This is a genomic window from Idiomarina sp. MD25a (assembly GCF_001870515.1).
Classification (GTDB): Bacteria; Pseudomonadota; Gammaproteobacteria; order Enterobacterales; family Alteromonadaceae; genus Idiomarina.
Genome location: NZ_MDGT01000002.1, coordinates 66,065 through 87,711, shown reverse-complemented (window position 1 = coordinate 87,711; position 21,647 = coordinate 66,065). Strand labels below are relative to the sequence as shown.

The window sequence follows — 21,647 nt, the reverse complement described above, 5'->3', positions numbered from 1 at the left end:
CACTATGGAAATCGTTAGCGAAGTACGTACGTTTGGCGGCCGTCAAGTCCGCCTCAAGCACCGCTCTTCGACACTCAACTGCGATATGCAATTGAGTGTGTTTCTACCGCCGCAAGCAGAGCATCATGCAGTCCCCAGCGTGTACTTTTTATCAGGACTAACCTGTACTGATGAGAACTTCTCTACTAAAGCAGGTGCACAGCGCGTCGCTGCGCAGCTCGGTATCGCGCTAATTATTCCTGATACCAGCCCGCGCGGTGACGAAGTAGCCGACGAAGATCGTTATGACTTTGGCAAAGGTGCAGGCTTTTATCTGAATGCCACCGAAACGCCTTGGGCAAAGCACTATCAAATGTACGACTACATTCTTGATGAGCTCCCAAAATGCGTAGAGGCACAGTTCCCATTAACGGATAAACGCTCGATTGCCGGTCACTCCATGGGTGGCCATGGCGCGCTTGTCATTGGCGTGCGGAATCCAGAGCGCTATCAAAGCATTTCGGCATTCTCACCGATCACCCACCCGACTCAATGCCCCTGGGGTGAGTATGCGTTTACGCAATATTTGGGAGGCAACCGTGATGCTTGGAAAGACTATGATGCGGTTGAACTTATCAAAGCTTATGGGCAAGTCAGACCGATTCGCGTCGACCAAGGCTTAGCAGATAACTTTCTCGAAGAGCAACTGAAGCCTGAGGCTTTGCAAGCTGTATTCGACGAAACAGACGGACCGGGCGCTGTTTATCTGCACGAAGGCTACGATCATAGCTACTACTTTATCAGCAGTTTCATTGAAGAGCAGTTACGCTTCCACGCGCATTATCTGCTCTAACACGCTCACCCTTATTGCGCTGATGTATCGGTGTCTTCGGACACCGATGATTCGGGCTTTTCAGCGAGATGACGCCGATAGAAGCGCCATTGCCGCGACTTAGTCACGTACCAGAGGCTAACAAACCACGCTAAAATAATACTCGCTTTACCCCAAGAAAAACTGCCATGTTGATGCAGTAACAAACTACTAATTAATATCGCATCTAACACGAGGGAGGCCCACATCAGTGGCTGTGCCGCTCGCATCACATGATTAGCCCAGTTGTAACCATCCTCCTTTGCGAAACTCGTCGCCAACAGTACAAGTAAGGCAGGCATGCCAACCAGAAGCATGAGACCAAATTGTTCTGAACTTTTATAAAATAATGAAAGTAAACGCGTGCGATCTTCATTAAAAGTGAGCGAAACAATACCCGCAAGATAACCGCGGCATAAAAAGAATGTGACCCAAATGAAAAATAGAGGAGTGCTCGCGCGCCCCTCTTTATCCAGATAACGCGCTCGTTCGACGAACGCCGCTCCGTTGCCAGATCTTTTCATGGAAATAATAACCTACTGTGTTTACCAGTGGCTCAATCAATGCCACGGCACCGCCCATCACGATATCGCCTGTCATCACCCAAACCACTGTAAAAGCGATTGAGAAATGCATCACGGCAAAACTAGCTGTCTTTATCATAATGCCCTCCATTCCTGTCTAACGAAATGATAGCAATTACGATTTACATTTCTAATTATAAAAACCGATTAAACTGCTCGCTTAAGTTGCTCACGTAATGTTTTGATATCGTCTCGTAATTGTGCCGCCTTCTCAAACTCAAGGTTTTGAGCCGCTTCGTACATTTCTTTTTCTTTTGCTTCGATTTCTTTAATCACCGCATTCGTGTCTTTGATCATCACGGTGCGTGGATCATAGCCTGAAGCAACCTCGGCAACGGCCTTCGCCGCTCGGTTTTTACGGTTTGCACCGCCTTGCCCTAAGTCCATCACGTCGGTGACTTTCTTATTCAATTTTTGCGGCGTGATACCATGCTCTTCGTTAAATGCGATTTGCTTTTCACGGCGACGATCCGTCTCCTCAATCGCGCGTTGCATCGAACCAGTAATCCGATCGCCATAGAGAATCGCCTTACCATTCACGTTACGTGCTGCACGACCAATGGTCTGAATCAAAGAACGATCAGAGCGTAAGAAGCCCTCTTTATCAGCATCAAGAATGGCGACTAGGGAAACTTCCGGCATATCAAGGCCTTCTCGCAGCAAGTTAATGCCGACCAACACATCAAACTCACCGAGTCGCAAGTCGCGAATAATCTCCATTCGTTCGACCGTATCAATGTCTGAGTGAAGATAGCGTACACGGATGCCGTGTTCATCGAGGTAGTCACTTAAGTCTTCGGCCATCTTTTTGGTCAATGTTGTCGCGAGTACACGTTCTTCTTTTTCCACGCGCAAACGGACTTCAGACATTAAATCATCGACCTGCGTCGCTACCGGCCGCACTTCAATAATCGGATCCACTAAACCTGTGGGTCGCACGACCTGCTCAACCACCTCACCACTACTGCGTTCAAGCTCATATTTACCAGGTGTTGCAGAAACATAAACTGTTTGTGGTGCAATAGCTTCGAATTCATCAAACTTTAACGGTCGGTTATCCAGCGCACTCGGCAGTCGAAAGCCATACTCCACCAGGTTTTCCTTTCGTGAGCGGTCACCCTTATACATAGCGCCGACCTGCGATACCGTCACATGAGACTCATCAATAATAAGCAGCGCGTCGTCAGGTAAGTAATCCATCAACGTGGGTGGCGGCTCACCGGGCGCACGTCCAGAGAGATAACGTGAATAATTTTCGATGCCGGAGCAATAGCCAAGCTCCAACATCATCTCAATATCAAACTGAGTGCGCTGATTAATACGTTGCTCTTCAAGCAATTTATTTTGCTTCAGCAATACATCTCGGCGATCTTTCAACTCGTCTTTGATTTTCTCAATCGCTTCGACCAAAACTTCACGTGGCGTGACATAGTGTGTCTTTGGATAGATGGTCGCACGTGCAACATCCGCTTCAGTCACCTGCCCGGTGAGCGGTTCGAAAAAGCTGATACGATCGACTTCGTTATCAAATAGTTCAACGCGCACTGCAAGTTCTTCCGATTCAGCGGGGAAAATGTCAATGACCTCACCGCGCACACGATAGGTGCCTCGTTCGAAAGCCGCATCGTTACGCTTATACTGTAGCTGCGCCAAGCGCCGCAAAATATCGCGCTGGTCAATAATATCGCCACGACGCAAATGCAACATCATCTTCATATATGATTCGGGATCACCCAAACCATAAATAGCCGAAACCGAAGCCACCAACACAACATCACGGCGCTCCATCAACGCTTTTGTCGCTGACAGACGCATTTGTTCAATGTGGTCGTTTATCGACGCGTCTTTTTCAATAAAGGTGTCGGTGGTGGGTACATAAGCTTCGGGCTGATAATAATCGTAATAGGACACAAAATATTCGACAGCATTATTAGGGAAGAATTCTTTCATCTCACCATAGAGCTGTGCTGCCAACGTTTTATTGTGAGCCAGAATGAGCGTCGGGCGTTGCGACTGCGCAATCACGTTAGCCATGGTAAACGTCTTACCCGAGCCTGTGACGCCGAGTAAAGTTTGATGGGCAAGACCCGCGTCTAAATTCTCTAGAATTTTTTCAATCGCCGCAGGCTGATCACCTGCAGGCTGGTAACTCGATATTAATTCAAATGCTTTACTCACCAACCCTCCTCAGCGCTCGCGTAAACCATATATAAGCGATAGCCGCTGTAATGATATTAGCCACCACACCGCCAATAAATAAGCCGTGCAGGTCCGCTAGTAGACTTCCTAAGTAGGACAAGGGTACGAAAAAAACAAATAAGCGGATGACACTTAAGCCGAGCGCACGCATGGGTTTATGAATGGCATTAAAACTTGAGTTCGAGAGAATGATCCACCCCTGAAAGCCATACCCGATGGGCATTATATAAATAAACAGTTCAACAATACGCGCCACTTCTTGCTCTTTGGCAAATGCCATCGCTATCCACGGTGCGGTTATTGCCATCGCCGCGTAGATAACCAGTTGAATGGCAAATACCGCTTTTAAGGCTTTACCATAGGCCTCACGTACCCGATCAACTCGATTGGCACCAAAGTTTTGACTAATCAACGGCGGTAACGACATGGATAGCGCCAAAATAATGATACTCGCCAGCGATTCGAGTCGAGTGCCGACGCCAAATGCCGCCACCGCGGCCGCCCCATAGGATGCAATAATAGCCGTCATGACCGACATCGCGAGCGGTGTAAGGATGTTCGCACCTGCCGCTGGCAGACCAATTTTCAGTATGGCGCGCGCAGCATCCAACCACTCGCGAAACAATCCGCGTGTCGTTTCAATACGCACCCGTATGAGCTGCTTACGGTTGAGTAACCAGAACACTAACACCACACCACTCAACCAAGAAATCACACTGGCCAGCGCCGCGCCTTCAATACCCATCGCAGGGATAGGTCCCCAACCAAAGATAAGGATCGGATCAAAAATCGCATTCGCCAAACCGCCCGAGGCCATAATCAATGATGGCGTTCGCGTGTCGCCCGATGCGCGCAACACCGCATTGCCGACCATTGGCGTAACCAACATTACGCTGCCCGCAAACCATAGCGTCATATATTCACGGATCAGCGGCAGTAAACGTTGTTGTGCTTGCAGGAGGGTAAAAATACTGTCCATGAAAATATAGCCAACGGCTGACAGCATCAGAACAAGTAAAGCGGAAACCGAGAGCGCGGCAAAGCCGTCAAACTGCGCTTCTTGCGGTTTATCTCGACCATATTTTCGCGCGATTACCGCCGACGTACCAATACCTAAACCAATAGTCAAACTGACCACCGTAAAGGTAATAGGGAAGGTAAAGCTGACCGCTGCAAGCGGGTCGGTGCCCAGCAGACTGATAAAGAAGGTATCAACGACATTAAAGCTTATCAGCGTTGCCACGCCAAAGATTACTGGCCAAGTCATTTCCCATAGCGTTTTTCCAACCGGCGCGTTGATAAGACTTCGAGATGCGTCGGTTGTAGCCATGAAAATACCTCCTCTTGAATGAACTTACGTAGTGTACAGCAAACACCCATTGTTTGGCTATGTTGATAGACTTTAGCGCCACCGATACGTATAGTAGAGAGCAGTTTACATAGGCATAATCGGAAGGAATTCGTAGTGGACTATCAGCTATCAAAGCGCGTTAATTCGATCCAACCTTCACCAACACTCGCGGTGACACAGAAAGCCAACGAGTTAAGAAGTGCGGGCAAAGATGTCATCGGTCTAGGAGTCGGTGAACCCGATTTTGATACTCCTGACTTCGTCAAACAAGCCGCTATCGCAGCTATCGAGTCTGGCAAAACCAAGTACACTGCGGTTGATGGTATTGTCGAACTTAAACAAGCGGTGGCCGACAAGTTTAAGCGCGATAATCAACTCGATTATGGTCTTGATGAAATCATCGTCTCGGCTGGTGGTAAACATAGTATTTTTAATTTACTGAGTGCTTGGCTGAACCCAGGTGATGAAGTGGTGATACCGGCGCCTTACTGGGTTTCATATCCGGATATGGTCAAACTGGTTGAAGCAGAGCCTGTTATCGTACACACCCATTTAGAGCAGCGCTTTAAAATCACTCCTGAGCAATTGCGTGATTCATTAACCGACAAAACCCGTTTAATGTTTATCAACAGCCCATCTAACCCGAGTGGCACGGCGTACTCAGCAGAGGAGCTACGCGCACTTGCTGATGTACTGGTTGACTTCCCTAATGTGCTGATCGCGACAGACGATATGTATGAGCATATTTTATGGGATCGTAGCCAATTCGCTAATATTGTGATGGTTGCGCCTGAATTACGCGAGCGCACGGTTATCTTATCAGGTGTTTCGAAAGCCTATGCAATGACCGGTTGGCGTATTGGTTACGCAGCAGGCCCAGCGCCAATCATTGCAGCGATGAAAAAAATCCAGTCGCAAAGTACGTCTAATCCAGCCAGCATCAGCCAACATGCGGCAGCAGCTGCTTTAAATGGCGACCAAAGCTGCATCGATACAATGGTCAGTGCCTTCAAGGAACGTCACGATTACTTGGTAGAAGCACTTAACGAAATCGACGGTATCGAATGCGTCAAAGGTGATGGTACCTTTTACACCTTCGCGCGTATTCAGGGATTAATGGATAAAGCCGGTGCCTCTAACGATGTTGAATTGTGTGAAAAGCTTCTGACGGAAGCTAATGTGGCATTAGTACCTGGATCAGCCTTTGGTACCGAAGGCTACTGTCGCCTATCGTTCGCGACAAGTCTAGACACACTTAAAGAAGCCGTCTCACGTATTAAAGCATTCGTTGCTAAGCTGGGTTAAAACCTAGCTTTATCGACATTACGGCCTCGTTAGCATGCTAACGAGGCTTTTTTTTAACTTTCATTCCTACATGAATGCCTATTTCACCCACTAAAGCCGACCAAACTCGTAAGACATTTTTATTACAATACAGTCGCTAAAATACGCGATATAGAACAAAAACGTTATACAAATGCGGCGTTGGGTTCAGCAATTAAAGCTCGCAAAAGCCTTGCCAAACGTGTTGAAAAAATACCCAAATTAAATAAGAAATACACAAGTTGCTGATTCTTCGGGCAATCTTAACGCGTTCTTCAACCGGTCCTTTTTGATTTTTACAATTTTTTATTAAACCTTTGTTTTTATTGGGTTTTATTTGATAGAGCGATTTTCTGAACAATCATTAATTTTGCCTACAAACCGCACTAAACGTACTATTTCACACACTTAGACACAGGGTTATCCACAGAATCCGTGGATAAGATCCTGTAGGCTGTGGCTGATGCGGATTTCAGCCATGTGTGGATATCCTTAACTCGCAACAAATTATAACATTAGATATAAAGGCATCTGTGACAGTCACTTGACATTTCTCTACGGAGGCATTAGACCCAACTTTTGCATGTAAGGCTACAAAATAAACACTCGCACAAGATTTAATCAGTCAAACCAAAAAACAGTAAAAATACTGTATCTCTAGTTGACAGGCGCGGCATAGGTCTTTAATATTCGTCGCCGTTAAGACGTGTTCCCCAGTAGCTCAGTTGGTTAGAGCGGTGGACTGTTAATCCATGTGTCGTTGGTTCGAATCCAACCTGGGGAGCCAACGCGTTTTAACTCTGCAATTTGTTATTCCCCAGTAGCTCAGTTGGTTAGAGCGGTGGACTGTTAATCCATGTGTCGTTGGTTCGAATCCAACCTGGGGAGCCAATCTTTTAAGTTCCTCTTAACGCCAAAGTTTCGTTAAATTATTCTGTGCACTACCTTCTGCACCTTGTTTAATCCAGAACGCAATATTATCCGCCATGTTTGGCCACTGACAGTTCAGCGATGAACTTTGATGGCTCGCAAGCCAAGCCTGCACGCTGTCCTCAGAAATCTCTTCTATTACCTGTGCCAAGTGACTATCTGACAACAGCTTCGCGTTCCAGTGTTGCTCGAACTGTCCGCGCAGTGGTTTAACAGCAAATTTTTTTTCGCCCTGCAGCGCTTCACAGCTGGTTTCAAACCCTGCATTAGCTAACACGTACTCTGCACTTTCAAACTGACGCTTAAAACTCTCTCGTGACGGTGGAAAGCCGAAAATGTGGGGCGCATCAAGATTGTCTGTCTGTTGGATGCTTGGATGAAAAACTGAAAATTGATAGGACTTTAGTGGAATGAGCGCGTCAACCACTTGCTCTAAATTTTCAAAAGGTAAGTAAACCAAAACATGACGCTGACTGATCTCACGCTCGGATTGATGTTCCCTTACTATCGGTGCAATACAATTATCAAGCGGCTGCCAATGCATACCGAGCCAGCGCGTAGCCGGAGCAAAATAGTCAATGAGACCACGCTGAAGTAACGTTAACTTAGCGTAAAGTGATGGCTCTTTAAATGCGTACTGTCGGCCAATTCCAATACACGGCTTATGGGCGCGCTTGGCAGCCCATGCGGTAACAGGCTCATAATCAGTCAGAACAAGGTCATAAGCAGAAAGATCGAGCGTTTTTACGTCTGACCAAAACTGTTTAAAAGAATTGCGTCGATAAGAGTTTAAATAATCAACCCGGCCATTTTGAGTAGCAAAGCTCAGTCCTTGACGCCATTGATAGTCGCCAAATGCGCTCATATCAAATAAATGGCTCGGCTCACGTCCCGAGATTAAGTAGTCCACATCAACCGCATAATGATTTAGCCATTTTGATAACGTGTGGCAACGGCTTAAATGACCATTACCGGTCCCTTGAATACCAAACAAAATACGCATAATCGACCTTAAAAAGCGGAATGGATAAGAAAGAATGTTTCGACAAACGCAATGCCGAGTAAGGCGCCGACACAAACATCCGACACATAGTGTGCCCCCACCACCACACGCGAGACTCCAACAGCACACGCCCAAGGCAAAAGACACAATGCGAAAACGGGATAGTAGTAAGAAAGGCAGGTGACGAAGATAAAGGCCGCGCAGGTATGACCGGAGGGAAAGCTGAACTCATCCTGAGCGACAAATAGCTTTTTAGAAGCAACTAACGGTGTTGGTCGTGCCCGTTTAAACTTGTTTTTTAGCCACCAATACAGCGGACGCTCAACGAGAAAAATGGCAGCACATGCGATAAAGAAGGCTTGACCGTCGGCACTGTGTAAAACAAATACTAGTCCAGCGATAAAGTACCAATAACCATCACCTGAGCGTGACAAACACCGAGCAATATTGGCAATCCAACGGCGTTGGTTTAAACGATGAATACGTGCAAACCAACTTAAATCAACACGTAACGCGGTTTCTTGCAATGCTGTTAACCAGACCATGACAATGCCCCGTTTATTGGCTTGCAGATTACATTGCGCTAACAAAATGACAGTCACGCGTCAGTTACGTTAAATATCAATGACAAAATCACGGCATTCTTGCTACTTCTATTGACCTCTGTCTGTTGTTTATCAACGTCAAAACACCGATAATAGGCGCTGATTTAAATCACGTGTGGAAGAATCGAATGACAGACTACTTACTGCTGCTCATTGGCACCGTATTGGTCAATAATTTTGTGCTGGTAAAGTTCTTAGGACTTTGCCCATTTATGGGTGTGTCCAATAAGCTTGATACCGCAATTGGCATGTCAGCGGCGACCACATTTGTATTAACCCTTGCATCGGTATGTAGTTACTTGGTGAATCAGTACTTACTCGAGCCGTTAGGGTTGATGGCCCTGCAAACCTTAAGTTTTATATTGGTGATTGCAGTGGTCGTGCAATTTACTGAAATGGTGGTGCATAAAACCAGTCCTACACTCTACCGCTTGCTGGGTATTTTTCTTCCGCTTATTACCACCAACTGTGCGGTTTTAGGTGTAGCACTTCTAAATATCAATGAACAACACAACTTCGTGCAATCAATCGTTTATGGCTTTGGCGCCGCAGTCGGTTTTTCACTCGTTTTAATTCTATTTTCTGGCATTCGCGAGCGCTTGGCAGCCGCCGATGTACCGAAAGCTTTCAAAGGCTCAGCGATTGCGATGATAACAGCGGGTTTAATGTCGCTCGCATTTATGGGCTTTAGCGGATTGGTGACCCAATAATGAGTTTTGTAGTTGGTTTAATCGCTATCGGTGCGCTTGCGCTGATATTTGGCTTAATTCTTGGTTTCGCAGCTATCAAGTTCAAGGTAGAAAGTGACCCGATCGTTGATCAAATCGATGAGATCTTGCCGCAAACTCAATGTGGTCAATGTGGCTATCCAGGCTGTCGTCCTTACGCAGAAGCCATTGCCAATGGCGACGAGATCAACAAATGTCCTCCCGGCGGTGAAACCACAATAAAAAAGCTCGCGGATCTGATGGGCGTGGAAGCCAAGCCTCTCGACGCCGCGCATGGTGAAGAGAGCGTCAAAAAGGTTGCCATCATTCGCGAGGACGAGTGTATTGGTTGTACCAAATGCATCCAGGCCTGCCCCGTAGATGCCATTCTCGGCGCCGCAAAACAAATGCATACCGTCATTGAGCATGAATGTACCGGCTGTGATTTATGTGTCGAACCCTGCCCTGTCGATTGCATTGATATGGTGGAAGTCGAAGCTAAACCCGAAACCTGGCAATGGAACCTTGATAGCGTGAAGCAGAATATCCATAAAGCCGACACTATTCCTGTCAAACTGGTGGAGTAAGACGATGCAAGACATCAAGCAGTTCGTTGAGTCAGGTCAAATTGCACGCTTTCCTGGCGGCATCCATCCACCAGAGCGTAAGCAGCCAGCCAGTGAGCAGCCGCTGCGCCGAATTCCGTATGCCAATGAACTTATTCTGCCGTTGCGTCAACATATCGGTGTATCGGGACAGTGCACCGTGCGTGAGGGCGATCATGTACTCAAAGGACAACCGTTAACCGATGCGGTATTGCATCAAGGCTTGCCATTACACGCACCGACATCTGGGACCGTCAAGGCAATTGAACAGCGTCCAATGTCACATGCTTCTGGACTTCCCGAACAAGCCATTGTGATTAGCCCTGATGGCCACGATCAGTGGCGTGAACGTCAGCCTTTGCCCGATTATCAGCAACGCGATAAAGCTGAGCTGTTAGATATCATTCAAGCGGCCGGGGTTGCAGGGCTTGGAGGAGCGGGCTTCCCTACTTCGCAAAAGCTCGCTCAACAAAAGCCAGTCAGTTACCTCATTATTAACGGCGTAGAATGCGAACCCTATATTTGCGCCGACGATCGATTAATGCGTGAACATGCCAGAGATATTGTGCTCGGTATGCGAATTTTGGCGTACATCACGGGCGCTGATAAAACACTGCTCGCTATCGAAGATAATAAACCGGAAGCGATCGCCAGCATGCACCAAGCAATATCCGAATATAGCGATATTGAACTGCGCGTAGTGCCAACGAAATATCCCTCTGGGGGCGAGAAGCAGCTGATTCAGCTGCTTACGGGTCATGAAGTACCCAGCAAGCAGTTGCCTATTGAGATGGGCGTCATTATGCAGAATGTGGGAACTGCTTTTGCTGTTAAAGAAGCCGTCATTGACGATAAACCATTAATCGAGCGCGTAGTAACACTCACTGGGGAATGTATTGAACACCCTGGAAACGTATGGGCCCCGCTAGGAACGCCAGTGGATGCGTTACTAGATTTCGCTGGCTTTAAGCCTGAACAACAACAGCGGGTCATCATGGGCGGTCCAATGATGGGCTTTACGTTGCCAATTACCGCAGTGCCCGTCATCAAAACCACTAACTGTATTCTCGTACCAAGTACCGAAGAACTTCCGCCTCCGGGCGATGAAATGGCGTGTATCCGTTGTGGTGCCTGTGCAGAAGTATGCCCTGCAAGTCTTCAACCGCAACAGTTGCAATGGCTGGCAAAAGCCAAAGATTATCCAGCTCTGGAAGATAATAACCTATTTGACTGTATAGAGTGCGGTGCATGTGCCTTTGTTTGCCCGAGTGAAATACCCCTTGTGCATTACTACCGTCAGGCGAAATCGCAGATACGTAATCAAGCACGTGAACAGGCCAAAGCGGAACTTGCTAAACAACGCTTTGAAGCGCGCCAAGCGCGCCTAGAACGAGAGAAAGAAGAACGGTTAGAACGTCACCGCAAAGCGGCAGAGGCGCGTAAGCAAATGCAGCAGCAAAAGGCTCAAGACGCGCCTGAACAAGAGTCGAACAACGACGGTAAGTCATCGGCGGTCGCTGCAGCCATTGCTCGTGCGAAAGCCAAAAAGGCGGCGCAAGAGGGAGGCAGCGCTGGTAGCGAAGCGAGTGACGAAGCCACCACACAACCACGCCCCGCGCAAGATAAGTCGGCAGCCGTTGCGGCAGCGATTGCTCGCGCGAAAAAGAAGAAGCAAGCGCGCGATCAGGAGGATAAACAATAATGAGTTTTAAAGTGGCAGCCGCCCCACATGGTCACAGTCAAAAAAAGACCAACCAAGTAATGGCATGGGTGGTGTTCGCGCTCATTCCTGGAGTGCTCATTCAATCTTATTTCTTTGGTTGGGGTGTTTGGTTTCAAATTCTCATTGCCATCAGTGTGGCTTACTTGGCGGAATCTATATGTGTATGGGCTCGAGAGCGCAGCGCGCGTCAGGCTTTACGTGATAACACGGCATTGGTGACCGCCGTACTTTTAGCTATCAGCATTCCACCATTGGCCCCTTGGTGGATTATTGTGATAGGCACTTTATTTTCGATTGTGGTCGTCAAACAAGTCTATGGAGGCATGGGACAGAATATATTTAATCCTGCCATGGCCGGTTACGTCCTGTTACTCATTTCTTTTCCAGTGCAAATGACTCATTGGCTGCCGGCAGCACCGATTGCTCCCTACGACTTAGGCGTCTGGCAGACACTACACACCATTATTTTTGAGTACACACCTGCTGGGTACGACGTTGAGCAATTACGCACGACCGTTGATGGCATATCGATGGCGACCCCGCTTGATGGTGTCAAAACGGCGCTCGACCAGGGTCAGATTTTGTCAGAAGCCTATCAACTCCCCATGATGGGAGCATTGGCGGGTATCGGTTGGCAGTGGTTGAACCTAGGGTTTCTGCTGGGCGGTGCTATTTTATTGCAGCAACGTGTTATTCGCTGGCATATCCCGGTCGGCTTTTTAGCGGGCCTACTTATCCCTAGCCTATTAGCACATGTGTTTGCGCCCAGTATCATGCCCGGACCTATTTTTCATGCGCTTAGCGGCGCCACCATGCTAGGTGCCTTCTTTATCGCCACGGACCCGGTATCGGCTGCAACTTCCGATCGTGGGCGCTTATTATTTGGTTTACTCATTGGCTTGTTAATATGGGTGATCAGGACTTGGGGTGGTTACCCCGACGCAGTGGCCTTCGCAGTCCTACTGGCGAATTTATGCGTTCCCATAATTGACCGCTATACACGCCCTACCGTGTACGGACATCACTCAGGAGCGAAACATGACGCTGAATAGCATGCAAAAAAATGGCTTGTTACTGGGGTTGTTTGCTTTGGTATCGACCGCGTTGGTACTTGGCGTGGAAGCCGTTACCGAAGATGCCATTGCTGAGCAACAGCGGACGCAAACACTCGCTTCCCTGAATGAGATCATTCCTCCGGAGTTACACGACAATGACCTCTATCATTCATGCGGTCTGTTGTCGGAACCAGCACTGAGCCAACAATCGGTGCCTATCTACCGCGGTTACTTAAATGGCGAACCAAGCGCACTTGCCGTTGAAGCTGTCGCGCCTAACGGATATTCCGGTAAGATACGCTTACTGGTTGCCATTAAGCCTAGCGGCGAGGTGTTGGGTGTGCGAACCTTGCAGCATCAAGAAACGCCCGGTCTAGGCGATAAGATAGAAAAGCAAAAGAGCGACTGGATACATTCATTCGCTGGTAAACGGTTACAAAGCCAGAATGACGACCGTTGGGCGGTACAACGTGACGGTGGTATGTTTGATCAATTTACCGGGGCAACGATAACGCCCCGCGCCGTTGTCGGCGCGGTAAAGTCCGCCACTTGGTATTTACAGCAACATAGCGCTGAGCTGTTCCAAGCCGCGTTACCGCAATGTAATTCAGCTCCACAAGGTGATTCCCATGAGTGAATTTAAAACGTTGACGAAACAGGGTTTATGGGAGAACAACCCAGCCCTCGTGCAACTGTTAGGGCTTTGCCCACTACTTGCTGTCACCGCCTCGGTGACCAATGCCTTAGGGCTTGGTTTGGCTACCTTGTTTGTTTTAGTAGGCTCAAATATCACTGTTTCATTGGTACGTCAGTGGGTTCCTCAAGAAATACGTATTCCTGTTTTCGTGATGGTAATCGCGACCTTCGTTACCATTATTCAGCTCCTAATGAACGCCTATGTATACCAGTTGTACCAAACGTTGGGGATCTTTATACCGCTGATCGTAACGAACTGCGCTATCATCGGTCGTGCTGAAGCCTATGCATCTAAAAACAAATGGAATTATGCTGCGATCGACGGTCTTATGATGGGGCTGGGCTTTGCCGCCGTGTTAGTCGTATTAGGCGGACTCCGCGAAATACTTGGAAATGGCACCCTTTTTGATGGCGCTGAGTTATTACTGGGCGAATGGGCCAAACAATTACGCATCGAATTGTTCAGCCTCGATTATCCCTTGCTATTAGCTATTTTACCGCCAGGCGCTTTTATTGGTATGGGCTTTATTATAGCGCTTAAAAACCGCATTGATGCAAAACGTGAAGAGTTGCAAGCCAGTGAAAAAACAGTTACACGCGCACGCGTAACAGCCGAAAGCTAATCGATATGAATAAAGATAAACGTTATCAAATTTTAAGCCGTTTACGGGACAACAATCCTCACCCGACCACTGAGTTAGAGTATGAGTCCCCTTTTCAACTACTGATTGCCGTTTTATTGTCAGCGCAAGCAACCGATGTGGGTGTCAACAAAGCCACACGAAAACTGTTTCCTGCTGCACCCACTGCAGAAACAATGCTTGCACTGGGTGTTGACGGGATTAAGGACTACATCAAAACTATTGGCTTGTTCAACTCAAAAGCAGAGAATGCCTACAAGACGTGCAAGATATTAGTGGATCAATACAACGGTGAAGTTCCTGAAAGCCGCGAGGCACTCGAGGCATTACCAGGAGTTGGGCGAAAGACAGCCAACGTGGTTCTCAACACTGCGTTTGGCTGGCCGACAATAGCCGTTGACACACATATTTACCGTGTATCCAACCGCACAAAGTTGGCACCTGGCAAGAACGTCAACGAGGTTGAACAGAAGCTAATTAAAGTCGTACCTAAAGAATTTAAAGTCGATGTTCATCACTGGCTTATCCTGCATGGCCGTTATACCTGCGTTGCGCGCAAACCGCGTTGCGGCAGCTGTATAATCGAAGACTTATGCGAGTTTAAAGATAAAACCAGTGATTAGCGAGCTATAGAGCCACCGCTGAAGGCTTACTCAGCTGAACAATGACACGGCGGTTTTTCTGGCGACCTATCTCATTATCATTGTGTTCGATAGGTCGATCCTCACCGTGAGATACAGTTTCAATACGCTCAGCATTAATTCCGCGCTCAACAAAGAACGCTTTAATCGTATTAGCACGCTGCTCAGTCAACGCCTGATTAGGCTCTCTCGCGCCCAATGCATCGGTGTATGAGTCGATAAGCACGAGGTCTAAATCAGCGTCCACTTTCAAATAGTCACTGATCTGCTTTAACTTGCGCTGTGAGCTCACTGTGAGCTCATCACTATCCGCCTTATGATTGAGTACCGTGTAAGCGATATCGTCAAAAGAAAACGGTAGCAAGGCATTAATGCAACCTTTAAATGCATCATAGGCGCTGCGGAAATTAACCGATGAGATTGCCACGGCCACCTGATCTCTTTGATTATACCAATCTTGATATAAAAACGTGGGGTAGCGTCCTTTTTCAAGCTCTGACAAGAGTGTCCAAGCCGCCTTCTTCTCTAGCTCACCATTGAACTGCTTATATAAATCCATGCTACCAATGGCATAGCTATTGGCACCGGGTTGCCAACGCGGAGGAACAGACTCAATGCTTGCGACACCATATTCGTCAGGCAGTTGATGCATATCGAGTGTCATTGTCAGATTGAGTTGCTTACTCGCTTCACTGTGAAACTGTACTTTGCCAAAACGAGGAATAACGTGTTCTAACTCACAGTTAAGCTGCGTGTTATTGGCCATATACCAAAGTGAATTATCTAAATTTGCACTGTAGTATCTCACGGCGTTTGCTTTTGCGAACGGACTGATACTGACTAGAGCGCTACTCAGCACAATTAATGCTGACAGCCGAGCCGTATTATTCACCTGCACACGCACCTCCTTTAATTACTTGTCTTTTATATCGGTCGTGTTGCAATAACCTTTAACCAAATCACAAGCAAAAACGCCCGCTCTTTGGCATAATGGGCAGTAGCAATTTAGCAGATACAGGTAATTTCATGTCAGGTTCCGAAGACTCTCTTATGAAGCAACGTTTTCGCGGCTACTTACCCGTAGTCATCGACGTCGAAACGGCGGGCTTTAATGCGTCAACCGATGCCTTGTTAGAGATCGCCGCCGTTATACTGGATTTTGATGAAGATGGGCAGCTCAAGCCGGTCGAAAGCCATCAGTTTCATGTCGAACCATTTGAGGGCGCCAATATTGAACAAGCAGCAATTGAATTCAATGGTATCGATCCTCATTCGGAATTACGCGGCGCACTCCCCGAAGATGAGGTGCTTAAAGCCTTATTCAAACCGATTCGAAAGGCACAAAAAGCGGCTGGATGTCAGCGCTCTGTGCTGGTTGGGCATAACTCGAATTTTGATCATAGCTTCCTGATGCGAGCGGCTGAGCGAGCTAATATCAAACGCAATCCGTTTCATCCCTTCGTCAGCTTTGATACCACATCTTTAGCAGCGTTGACATTAGGACAAACTGTACTGATTAAAGCGTGCAAAGCGGCGGGTATCGAGTTTGATCAAAAGCAGGCGCATTCAGCGCTTTATGATACCGAAAAAACAGCCGAATTATTTTGCTGGATGGTTAATAAATGGAAAGCGCTTGGCGGGTGGCCGCTCACTAATCAACAGCCATAAAAAAACGCGCCCAACGGCGCGTTTTTTGTGAATCGCTGCGAGCTATTATTATAGCTTATCAGCGTTCTTAGAAAGGTATGCTGCAACGCCTTCAGCGTTCTCTTTCATGCCTTCTTTACCTTCTTCCCAACCTGCAGGGCAAACTTCGCCGTGCTTCTGGTTAAAGTTCAAAGCATCTACCATGCGCAACATTTCGTCGATGTTACGACCTAATGGCAAGTCGTTAACGACTTGGTGACGTACAACACCATCTTCGTCAATTAAGAACGAACCACGGAATGCAACGCCTGCTTCTGGATGCTCAACATCGTATGCCTTACAAATGCTGTGACGAACGTCTGCAACGAGTGGGTATTTGACTTGACCAATACCACCATCTTCAGTTGCAGTGTTGCGCCATGCGCTGTGAGTGAATTGTGAATCGATTGATACACCAATTACTTCAACGCCGCGCTTCTTGAACTCGTCCAAACGCTTATCAAATGCGATAAGCTCAGAAGGACATACAAATGTGAAGTCTAGCGGGTAGAAGAACAAGACGGCTTTCTTGCCTTTGATCGCGTCAGAAAATTTAAAATCTTCAACGATTTCGCCAGAGCCCATTACCGCTGCTGCGGTAAAGTCAGGTGCTTTACGTCCTACTAAAACTGCCATTGATACTCTCCGTCTTTAGTGAATGTTGGGCTGCCGCTTGGCAGCCTAAATTAAAAGCTTTAATAAATATGGGGATCGACAATAAAAGATCAACCCCTAAGCGCCGATTATTACTCGCCGCTTTCTGGCTGAGGATGACGTGCTGCCACCTCAGTGATCAGTTCTTGCAACTCGCCTTTCTGGAACATTTCAACGATGATGTCACAACCACCGATGAGCTCACCCTCAACCCAGAGTTGCGGGAATGTAGGCCAGTCTGCGTATTTAGGCAACTCAGCACGAATATCTGGGTTTTGTAAGATATCGACATAAGCGAACGCTTGACCGCAGCCCATGAGCGCTTGCGAGGCTTGAGAAGAAAAGCCACAGCTCGGTAATTTAGGTGAGCCCTTCATATAAAGAAGGATGGGGTTTTCTTCAATCTGCTGTTTAATCTTGTCGATGGTTTCCATATCACCTCAAATCACTGTTAACGAATGGAATGGTTGATAAAAATACTCAAGTATTTTAGCACATGCAACCCCCGATTGCTCTCTTTGAACGCTTTACAGTCAGCGATACAAATAATAAAAACTTATACTTGAAAAGAGAACCAGTCACCCCTATATATCGTATGAATAACAACAACAGCTTGCACATTCATTTTGTGTAAGACGCTATTTGCACTAAAAACTATGGAGAGAGATTATGGCATTTGAACTTCCCGCTCTTCCTTATGAGAAGAACGCACTCGAGCCACACATTTCAGAAGAGACACTCGAATACCATTATGGCAAGCACCATGCGACTTACGTAAGCAAGCTAAATGATGCAGTTAAAGGCACTGATTTAGAAAGCAAATCGCTTGAAGACATCATCAAGTCTGAGAAAGGTGGTTTGTTTAACAATGCCGCACAGGTATGGAACCACACGTTCTACTGGAATTGCCTGAGCCCCAATGGTGGCGGTGCTCCTAGCGGCGCAATCGCAGACGCAATCAACGAGAAATGGGGTTCTTTCGAGAAGTTCCAAGAAGAGTTTAACGCAAGTGCTGCGGGCAACTTCGGTTCTGGTTGGACTTGGTTAGTTAAGAAGTCGGATGGTTCTGTCGACATCATGAATACCGACGACGCAGACACGCCAGTTGCACACGATGGTGTGACGCCATTATTGACTGTTGATGTGTGGGAACACGCTTATTACATCGACTATCGCAATTCACGCCCTAACTATTTAGAAGCTTTCTGGAAGCTCCTTAACTGGGATTTCGTGAACAAAAACTTTGCTTAATTTAGCTAGGTTGATTAACAAAAAAGCCAGCGAACGCTGGCTTTTTTTGTGTCTATTTAGCCCGTTTAGGAAAAAGCGATTGCCTCAATCGACTAAGTTGGACGGGATGTCGCCGCGAAGACTATGCCAAATTTCAGCTGACTCATAACCATAACGCCGAACCAAGTTAACAGACTCATTATAATCACCTTGCTTAGCTACATTATCGAGGTTGTGGTAATAATCTCGTGCTAATTGACGAGCTTCAGGTGACGAAAAGTAGAATTGGCCAATACGTGAATACAAGCCTTTAAAACCATTGAGTACAAGTACATAGATTGGGTTACCCGACGCCATCGCAAGATCATGATTCAATTGGTAATCAAAATCCGCAAAACGCTCTGCATCATCAGCGAGTTCGTCAGTATTAGCCAAGAGCTCGACAACGCGTTCGGGGTTGTGTCGAATGGCAGCACGAATGTAAATCGCGCTAATGTTAGTGCGCGCTGACAATAGTTGGTCAACCAGTTCAGGCATACCATCTTCATCTAAACGCGCGAGTGTCTCCAGAATATTAAGTCCAGAAGTCTCCCAAAAATTATTCACTTTTGTTGGTTTACCGTGCTGGATTGTTAGCCAACCATCTCGCGCTAAGCGCTGTAAAACTTCCCTTAGCGTCGTGCGAGTCACACCAATGAGCTCGGACAGTTCACGCTCTGCAGGAAGGATCGTACCCGGAGCAAAATGACCGTTCCAGATTGATTTAACGATGTATTCCTCGGCAAAACCTGCCGGACTCTTTGCTTTAATGATCATTGTTACGCCTGTTTCATTATCAATCGTGTGATTCTATCAGTGTTACATGAGGTCGGACAAGCAAACTGATTATTATCGACAAGCCGTTTACTTTTCAGCTATGTTATAGCGCTTAAATTCACTCACGGATATATCTCATCATGCGAATATACCTTTGGCCAACTCAGCGCAACGCGTGGTTAGCGCTATTTATCATCTCCTTGTCGCTATTAGCTGCTGCCGCCTACTTTCAGTACGGTCTTGGGCTTGAGCCCTGCGTAAAATGTGTATATCAACGCGTGGCAGTGATCGGGATTGCGTTGTTTGCTCTGCTTGGCTATTGGGGGGCGACGCATCCGTTCATACGCTTGATAGCACTTGCTGGGGTGCTCTACTCAGCTGTTGAAGGGTTACTCATTGCTTATGACCACTGGGATCTGCAAACTTCAAAAAATGCGTTCTTTGCGGTCTGTGAAAGCAACCCGAATTTTCCGTCTTGGGCGCCACTGCATGAATGGCTACCTAGCTATTTTTCAGCGCCAGGCTTGTGTGGCGATATTGACTGGTCGTTTTTAGGTGCCACCATGCCAGCGTGGATGACCTTTATTTTTGCAGGCGTGACGCTTATTGTTACCGTAGCAGCCGTCAGCCATATTATTTACAAGCTACGCTAGAGCGGCCAGGTAACAATACGATCTTCTAACTCGCCTCGGAATTCTGTTTCACTGATACAATGGCCGGCTACATGATAGCCGGCTTTTTTCATCGCTAATTTATTGCCATGATGGCGCACAGGATGCCAATCCGGAAGCGGTTGCCCTTGCGCTCTAAGCCGGTAAGCGCAGGTTTTAGGCATGAAATAAACCGCATCTAAGTTCTCGGGTGTCAGCTGAACACAACTGGATACTCGCTGAGTACGGTTTTCATAGTCACTGCACACTGCATTGTCAGTATCCAATAATCGGCACGCGACATCGGTTTGATACAGGTTATCCTCTTCATCTAATAATTGGTTTAGACAACATTGCCCACAACCATCGCAAAGGGCTTCCCATTCGCGATGATTGAGCGCATGAAGCGGTTTATCATACCAATTCATCGAGGAAAACGGATACGATCAGAGAGATACCCGACAGCAGCAACAAAATAATGCGAACGGTTCCAACGCATCAACGCATCGTAATTGGCATAGGCAAGATACACTCGACCTTCTTTATCATCAGGAATCACAACCGAGGCTTCAATATCATCTCGTTGCGGTAACGGGCTTCCGTCCATGCGCGTAATACCCAGCTTTTGCCATTCGGCGAGTCCCTTTTTGGTATCTAGCCCAGCTAACGATGTATCAAACTGTTCAGGTAACTGTACTTGGCGTCCCCACGTCACATCATCTCGCCAACCCACAGAGCTCAAGTAGTTAGCGGCTGAAGCAAATACATCACCATAACTGTTCCAAATATCCTTTTTACCATCACCATCATAATCAATAGCGTAGCTCATGAACGAACTTGGCATAAACTGGGTTTGTCCCATCGCACCTGCCCAAGAACCTTTCATTTGTTCAGGCTCGATGTGACCGTCTTGAATGATAGTCAGAGCTTGCCAGAGTTGCTTTTTGAAAAAGGCCTCGCGGCGTCCATCAAAAGCCAACGTCGTTAATGCCGAAACAACATCAAAGCCACCCGTATAGGAGCCAAAATTAGTCTCAATACCCCACAGTGCAACGATAAAGCGGGGTTGCACACCGTACTTCTTACCGATTTCGTCAAGTAAGTCTTTGTGCTCTTGATATTTTTCAATGGCTTTTTGTGCTTTCCAATCCGGCACTGCTCGCGGCAAGTAAGTATCTAACGTGAGTTTAAATTCCGGTTGGTTTTTATCGAGCTCAACAGCGCGTTGATAGTATTTAACTTTAGCAAACGCCCGATCAAGTGTGTCAGTAGTGTAGCCTTGCTCAAGCGCCTCAGCGCGCAGTTTATCGACATACGTCTGAAACTTCTGCTCGACATTATCGCTTTGTTCGCTTGCCGAGCCCTGTTCAGACTGAGAGGCATTTACATGAGCGGTAAACCCTATCGACGATGCACTTACGATAAGCGCCAAAGTGCTCAAAGTTAACTTTTTCATAGCATGGACTCCTGTTGTGGTGGAAGTTGCAAATAGTAGCCTGGCTCCACCAAGTGCTGTTTTAATTCTTCTACGCTAATCCGAGCAAGTTGGTCGCGTTTGTCTAAATTTATCGTCATTATTTTTTGCGGAGTGCCAAAGTGGTTTACTAATGCTTCAGGCAACTCATCAAATTCACTTCCCAACGGGAGGTATAGATAGGTATCGCTTTTCTTTGAGCTTTTAAATACGTCGCACAGCAT

25 protein-coding genes and 2 tRNA genes are annotated in these 21,647 nt (G+C 47.1%); 14 read left to right on the top strand and 13 right to left on the bottom strand.

Translation table 11 applies throughout. The annotated features are described in order from the left end of the window. Positions 1-4: 4 nt before the first annotated feature. On the top strand, positions 5-832 hold the full coding sequence (fghA, locus tag BFR57_RS01725; RefSeq protein ID WP_071462350.1) for an S-formylglutathione hydrolase: 828 nt from the start codon (positions 5-7) through the stop codon (positions 830-832). An 11-nt stretch (positions 833-843) separates the two neighbouring features. On the opposite strand, the gene BFR57_RS01720 is transcribed toward fghA, so the two are convergent. The 4 genes from BFR57_RS01720 to BFR57_RS01710 form a co-directional block, all read right to left on the bottom strand. Continuing rightward, positions 844-1,374 (bottom strand): DUF2919 family protein, encoded by a 531-nt coding sequence (locus BFR57_RS01720; protein ID WP_083404990.1) that lies wholly within the window; start codon positions 1,372-1,374, stop codon positions 844-846. Further along, the gene (locus BFR57_RS12675; protein ID WP_083404989.1) at positions 1,319-1,513 is read right to left on the bottom strand and encodes a DUF2061 domain-containing protein; all 195 of its coding nucleotides are present in this window, start codon (positions 1,511-1,513) and stop codon (positions 1,319-1,321) included. The genes BFR57_RS01720 and BFR57_RS12675 overlap by 56 nt, the downstream gene beginning before the upstream one ends. Positions 1,514-1,581: 68 nt before the next feature. Next, positions 1,582-3,612, bottom strand: coding sequence for an excinuclease ABC subunit UvrB (uvrB, locus tag BFR57_RS01715; protein ID WP_071462349.1), 2,031 nt, complete (start codon positions 3,610-3,612; stop codon positions 1,582-1,584). After that, positions 3,605-4,963, bottom strand: a complete 1,359-nt coding sequence (locus BFR57_RS01710) for an MATE family efflux transporter (RefSeq protein ID WP_071462348.1) — start codon at positions 4,961-4,963, stop codon at positions 3,605-3,607. The genes uvrB and BFR57_RS01710 overlap by 8 nt, the downstream gene beginning before the upstream one ends. 135 nt (positions 4,964-5,098) lie before the next feature. On the opposite strand from BFR57_RS01710, the gene BFR57_RS01705 reads away from it, so the two are divergent. The 3 genes from BFR57_RS01705 to BFR57_RS01695 all read left to right on the top strand — a co-directional run bounded on the left by BFR57_RS01705 (position 5,099) and on the right by BFR57_RS01695 (position 7,198). Then, entirely contained in the window at positions 5,099-6,289 is a 1,191-nt protein-coding gene (locus tag BFR57_RS01705) for a pyridoxal phosphate-dependent aminotransferase (RefSeq protein WP_071462347.1), read from the top strand. Positions 6,290-7,017: 728 nt separating this feature from the next. Further along, a tRNA-Asn gene (locus tag BFR57_RS01700) sits at positions 7,018-7,094 on the top strand. 27 nt (positions 7,095-7,121) lie between these two features. Further along, a tRNA-Asn gene (locus tag BFR57_RS01695) sits at positions 7,122-7,198 on the top strand. Positions 7,199-7,214: 16 nt separating this feature from the next. Here the strand turns inward: BFR57_RS01695 and BFR57_RS01690 are convergent. Together BFR57_RS01690 and BFR57_RS01685 are read right to left on the bottom strand one after the other, a co-directional pair. Further along, complete coding sequence (locus tag BFR57_RS01690; RefSeq protein ID WP_071462346.1) at positions 7,215-8,240, bottom strand: glycosyltransferase family protein; 1,026 nt, start codon at positions 8,238-8,240, stop codon at positions 7,215-7,217. 8 nt (positions 8,241-8,248) lie between these two features. Beyond that, on the bottom strand, positions 8,249-8,842 hold the full coding sequence (locus BFR57_RS01685; protein ID WP_083404988.1) for a phosphatase PAP2 family protein: 594 nt from the start codon (positions 8,840-8,842) through the stop codon (positions 8,249-8,251). Between the two features lie 131 nt (positions 8,843-8,973). On the opposite strand from BFR57_RS01685, the gene rsxA reads away from it, so the two are divergent. From rsxA to nth, 7 genes are read left to right on the top strand one after another with little or no spacing between them, the layout of a single operon-like run. After that, positions 8,974-9,555, top strand: a complete 582-nt coding sequence (gene rsxA, locus BFR57_RS01680) for an electron transport complex subunit RsxA (protein WP_006956531.1) — start codon at positions 8,974-8,976, stop codon at positions 9,553-9,555. After that, a complete protein-coding gene (rsxB, locus tag BFR57_RS01675; protein WP_071462345.1) occupies positions 9,555-10,139 on the top strand; it encodes an electron transport complex subunit RsxB in 585 nt (194 codons plus the stop codon). Before rsxA ends, rsxB begins: the two co-directional genes overlap by 1 nt. A gap of 4 nt (positions 10,140-10,143) precedes the next feature. Continuing rightward, positions 10,144-11,859, top strand: a complete 1,716-nt coding sequence (gene rsxC, locus BFR57_RS01670; protein WP_071462344.1) for an electron transport complex subunit RsxC — start codon at positions 10,144-10,146, stop codon at positions 11,857-11,859. Continuing rightward, a complete protein-coding gene (gene rsxD, locus BFR57_RS01665; protein WP_071462343.1) occupies positions 11,859-12,932 on the top strand; it encodes an electron transport complex subunit RsxD in 1,074 nt (357 codons plus the stop codon). Before rsxC ends, rsxD begins: the two co-directional genes overlap by 1 nt. Continuing rightward, positions 12,919-13,572 carry an electron transport complex subunit RsxG gene (rsxG, locus tag BFR57_RS01660; protein WP_071462342.1) on the top strand — a complete coding sequence of 218 codons (654 nt, stop codon included), beginning with the start codon at positions 12,919-12,921 and terminating at the stop codon, positions 13,570-13,572. Before rsxD ends, rsxG begins: the two co-directional genes overlap by 14 nt. Next, on the top strand, positions 13,565-14,254 hold the full coding sequence (locus BFR57_RS01655) for an electron transport complex subunit E (RefSeq protein WP_071462341.1): 690 nt from the start codon (positions 13,565-13,567) through the stop codon (positions 14,252-14,254). The genes rsxG and BFR57_RS01655 overlap by 8 nt, the downstream gene beginning before the upstream one ends. Before the next feature lie 5 nt (positions 14,255-14,259). Next, positions 14,260-14,895: an endonuclease III gene (nth, locus tag BFR57_RS01650; protein ID WP_071462340.1), complete on the top strand. Its 636-nt coding sequence runs from the start codon at positions 14,260-14,262 to the stop codon at positions 14,893-14,895. Positions 14,896-14,899: 4 nt separating this feature from the next. On the opposite strand, the gene BFR57_RS01645 is transcribed toward nth, so the two are convergent. After that, the gene (locus tag BFR57_RS01645) at positions 14,900-15,811 is read right to left on the bottom strand and encodes an OmpA family protein (protein WP_083404987.1); all 912 of its coding nucleotides are present in this window, start codon (positions 15,809-15,811) and stop codon (positions 14,900-14,902) included. A gap of 128 nt (positions 15,812-15,939) precedes the next feature. On the opposite strand from BFR57_RS01645, the gene rnt reads away from it, so the two are divergent. Next, on the top strand, positions 15,940-16,581 hold the full coding sequence (gene rnt, locus BFR57_RS01640) for a ribonuclease T (RefSeq protein WP_071462339.1): 642 nt from the start codon (positions 15,940-15,942) through the stop codon (positions 16,579-16,581). A 48-nt stretch (positions 16,582-16,629) separates the two neighbouring features. Here rnt and BFR57_RS01635 read toward each other — a convergent pair whose 3' ends face one another. Together BFR57_RS01635 and BFR57_RS01630 are read right to left on the bottom strand one after the other, a co-directional pair. Further along, positions 16,630-17,235 carry a peroxiredoxin gene (locus BFR57_RS01635; RefSeq protein ID WP_006956540.1) on the bottom strand — a complete coding sequence of 202 codons (606 nt, stop codon included), beginning with the start codon at positions 17,233-17,235 and terminating at the stop codon, positions 16,630-16,632. A 110-nt stretch (positions 17,236-17,345) separates the two neighbouring features. After that, positions 17,346-17,687, bottom strand: a complete 342-nt coding sequence (locus BFR57_RS01630) for a Grx4 family monothiol glutaredoxin (RefSeq protein WP_071462338.1) — start codon at positions 17,685-17,687, stop codon at positions 17,346-17,348. A gap of 235 nt (positions 17,688-17,922) precedes the next feature. Between BFR57_RS01630 and BFR57_RS01625 the strand changes: the two genes are divergently transcribed. Continuing rightward, positions 17,923-18,504 carry a Fe-Mn family superoxide dismutase gene (locus BFR57_RS01625; RefSeq protein WP_071462337.1) on the top strand — a complete coding sequence of 194 codons (582 nt, stop codon included), beginning with the start codon at positions 17,923-17,925 and terminating at the stop codon, positions 18,502-18,504. An 84-nt stretch (positions 18,505-18,588) separates the two neighbouring features. Here BFR57_RS01625 and fadR read toward each other — a convergent pair whose 3' ends face one another. Next, the gene (fadR, locus tag BFR57_RS01620; protein ID WP_071462336.1) at positions 18,589-19,299 is read right to left on the bottom strand and encodes a fatty acid metabolism transcriptional regulator FadR; all 711 of its coding nucleotides are present in this window, start codon (positions 19,297-19,299) and stop codon (positions 18,589-18,591) included. Between the two features lie 137 nt (positions 19,300-19,436). Between fadR and dsbB the strand changes: the two genes are divergently transcribed. Beyond that, positions 19,437-19,952 (top strand): disulfide bond formation protein DsbB, encoded by a 516-nt coding sequence (dsbB, locus tag BFR57_RS01615; protein WP_071462335.1) that lies wholly within the window; start codon positions 19,437-19,439, stop codon positions 19,950-19,952. Here the strand turns inward: dsbB and BFR57_RS01610 are convergent. The 3 genes from BFR57_RS01610 to BFR57_RS01600 are packed head-to-tail and all read right to left on the bottom strand — an operon-like array spanning position 19,949 to position 21,647. Further along, the gene (locus BFR57_RS01610) at positions 19,949-20,377 is read right to left on the bottom strand and encodes a YcgN family cysteine cluster protein (RefSeq protein ID WP_071462334.1); all 429 of its coding nucleotides are present in this window, start codon (positions 20,375-20,377) and stop codon (positions 19,949-19,951) included. The two genes, dsbB and BFR57_RS01610, sit on opposite strands and share 4 nt — an antisense overlap. Next, positions 20,374-21,405: a lytic transglycosylase domain-containing protein gene (locus BFR57_RS01605; RefSeq protein ID WP_071462333.1), complete on the bottom strand. Its 1,032-nt coding sequence runs from the start codon at positions 21,403-21,405 to the stop codon at positions 20,374-20,376. Before BFR57_RS01605 ends, BFR57_RS01610 begins: the two co-directional genes overlap by 4 nt. Further along, on the bottom strand, positions 21,402-21,647 hold the full coding sequence (locus BFR57_RS01600) for a YcgL domain-containing protein (RefSeq protein ID WP_071462332.1): 246 nt from the start codon (positions 21,645-21,647) through the stop codon (positions 21,402-21,404). Before BFR57_RS01600 ends, BFR57_RS01605 begins: the two co-directional genes overlap by 4 nt.

What these genes read in the sequence shown, in the direction of transcription:
- fghA (WP_071462350.1), top strand. Translation starts at nt 5, where the DNA reads ATGGAAATCGTTAGCGAAGTACGTACGTTTGGCGGCCGTCAAGTCCGC.
- BFR57_RS01720 (WP_083404990.1), bottom strand. Translation starts at nt 1,374, where the DNA reads ATGAAAAGATCTGGCAACGGAGCGGCGTTCGTCGAACGAGCGCGTTAT.
- BFR57_RS12675 (WP_083404989.1), bottom strand. Translation starts at nt 1,513, where the DNA reads ATGATAAAGACAGCTAGTTTTGCCGTGATGCATTTCTCAATCGCTTTT.
- BFR57_RS01710 (WP_071462348.1), bottom strand. Translation starts at nt 4,963, where the DNA reads ATGGCTACAACCGACGCATCTCGAAGTCTTATCAACGCGCCGGTTGGA.
- BFR57_RS01690 (WP_071462346.1), bottom strand. Translation starts at nt 8,240, where the DNA reads ATGCGTATTTTGTTTGGTATTCAAGGGACCGGTAATGGTCATTTAAGC.
- rsxA (WP_006956531.1), top strand. Translation starts at nt 8,974, where the DNA reads ATGACAGACTACTTACTGCTGCTCATTGGCACCGTATTGGTCAATAAT.
- rsxB (WP_071462345.1), top strand. Translation starts at nt 9,555, where the DNA reads ATGAGTTTTGTAGTTGGTTTAATCGCTATCGGTGCGCTTGCGCTGATA.
- rsxC (WP_071462344.1), top strand. Translation starts at nt 10,144, where the DNA reads ATGCAAGACATCAAGCAGTTCGTTGAGTCAGGTCAAATTGCACGCTTT.
- rsxD (WP_071462343.1), top strand. Translation starts at nt 11,859, where the DNA reads ATGAGTTTTAAAGTGGCAGCCGCCCCACATGGTCACAGTCAAAAAAAG.
- rsxG (WP_071462342.1), top strand. Translation starts at nt 12,919, where the DNA reads ATGACGCTGAATAGCATGCAAAAAAATGGCTTGTTACTGGGGTTGTTT.
- BFR57_RS01655 (WP_071462341.1), top strand. Translation starts at nt 13,565, where the DNA reads ATGAGTGAATTTAAAACGTTGACGAAACAGGGTTTATGGGAGAACAAC.
- nth (WP_071462340.1), top strand. Translation starts at nt 14,260, where the DNA reads ATGAATAAAGATAAACGTTATCAAATTTTAAGCCGTTTACGGGACAAC.
- rnt (WP_071462339.1), top strand. Translation starts at nt 15,940, where the DNA reads ATGTCAGGTTCCGAAGACTCTCTTATGAAGCAACGTTTTCGCGGCTAC.
- BFR57_RS01635 (WP_006956540.1), bottom strand. Translation starts at nt 17,235, where the DNA reads ATGGCAGTTTTAGTAGGACGTAAAGCACCTGACTTTACCGCAGCAGCG.
- BFR57_RS01630 (WP_071462338.1), bottom strand. Translation starts at nt 17,687, where the DNA reads ATGGAAACCATCGACAAGATTAAACAGCAGATTGAAGAAAACCCCATC.
- BFR57_RS01625 (WP_071462337.1), top strand. Translation starts at nt 17,923, where the DNA reads ATGGCATTTGAACTTCCCGCTCTTCCTTATGAGAAGAACGCACTCGAG.
- fadR (WP_071462336.1), bottom strand. Translation starts at nt 19,299, where the DNA reads ATGATCATTAAAGCAAAGAGTCCGGCAGGTTTTGCCGAGGAATACATC.
- BFR57_RS01610 (WP_071462334.1), bottom strand. Translation starts at nt 20,377, where the DNA reads ATGAATTGGTATGATAAACCGCTTCATGCGCTCAATCATCGCGAATGG.
- BFR57_RS01605 (WP_071462333.1), bottom strand. Translation starts at nt 21,405, where the DNA reads ATGAAAAAGTTAACTTTGAGCACTTTGGCGCTTATCGTAAGTGCATCG.
- BFR57_RS01600 (WP_071462332.1), bottom strand. Translation starts at nt 21,647, where the DNA reads ATGCTGTGCGACGTATTTAAAAGCTCAAAGAAAAGCGATACCTATCTA.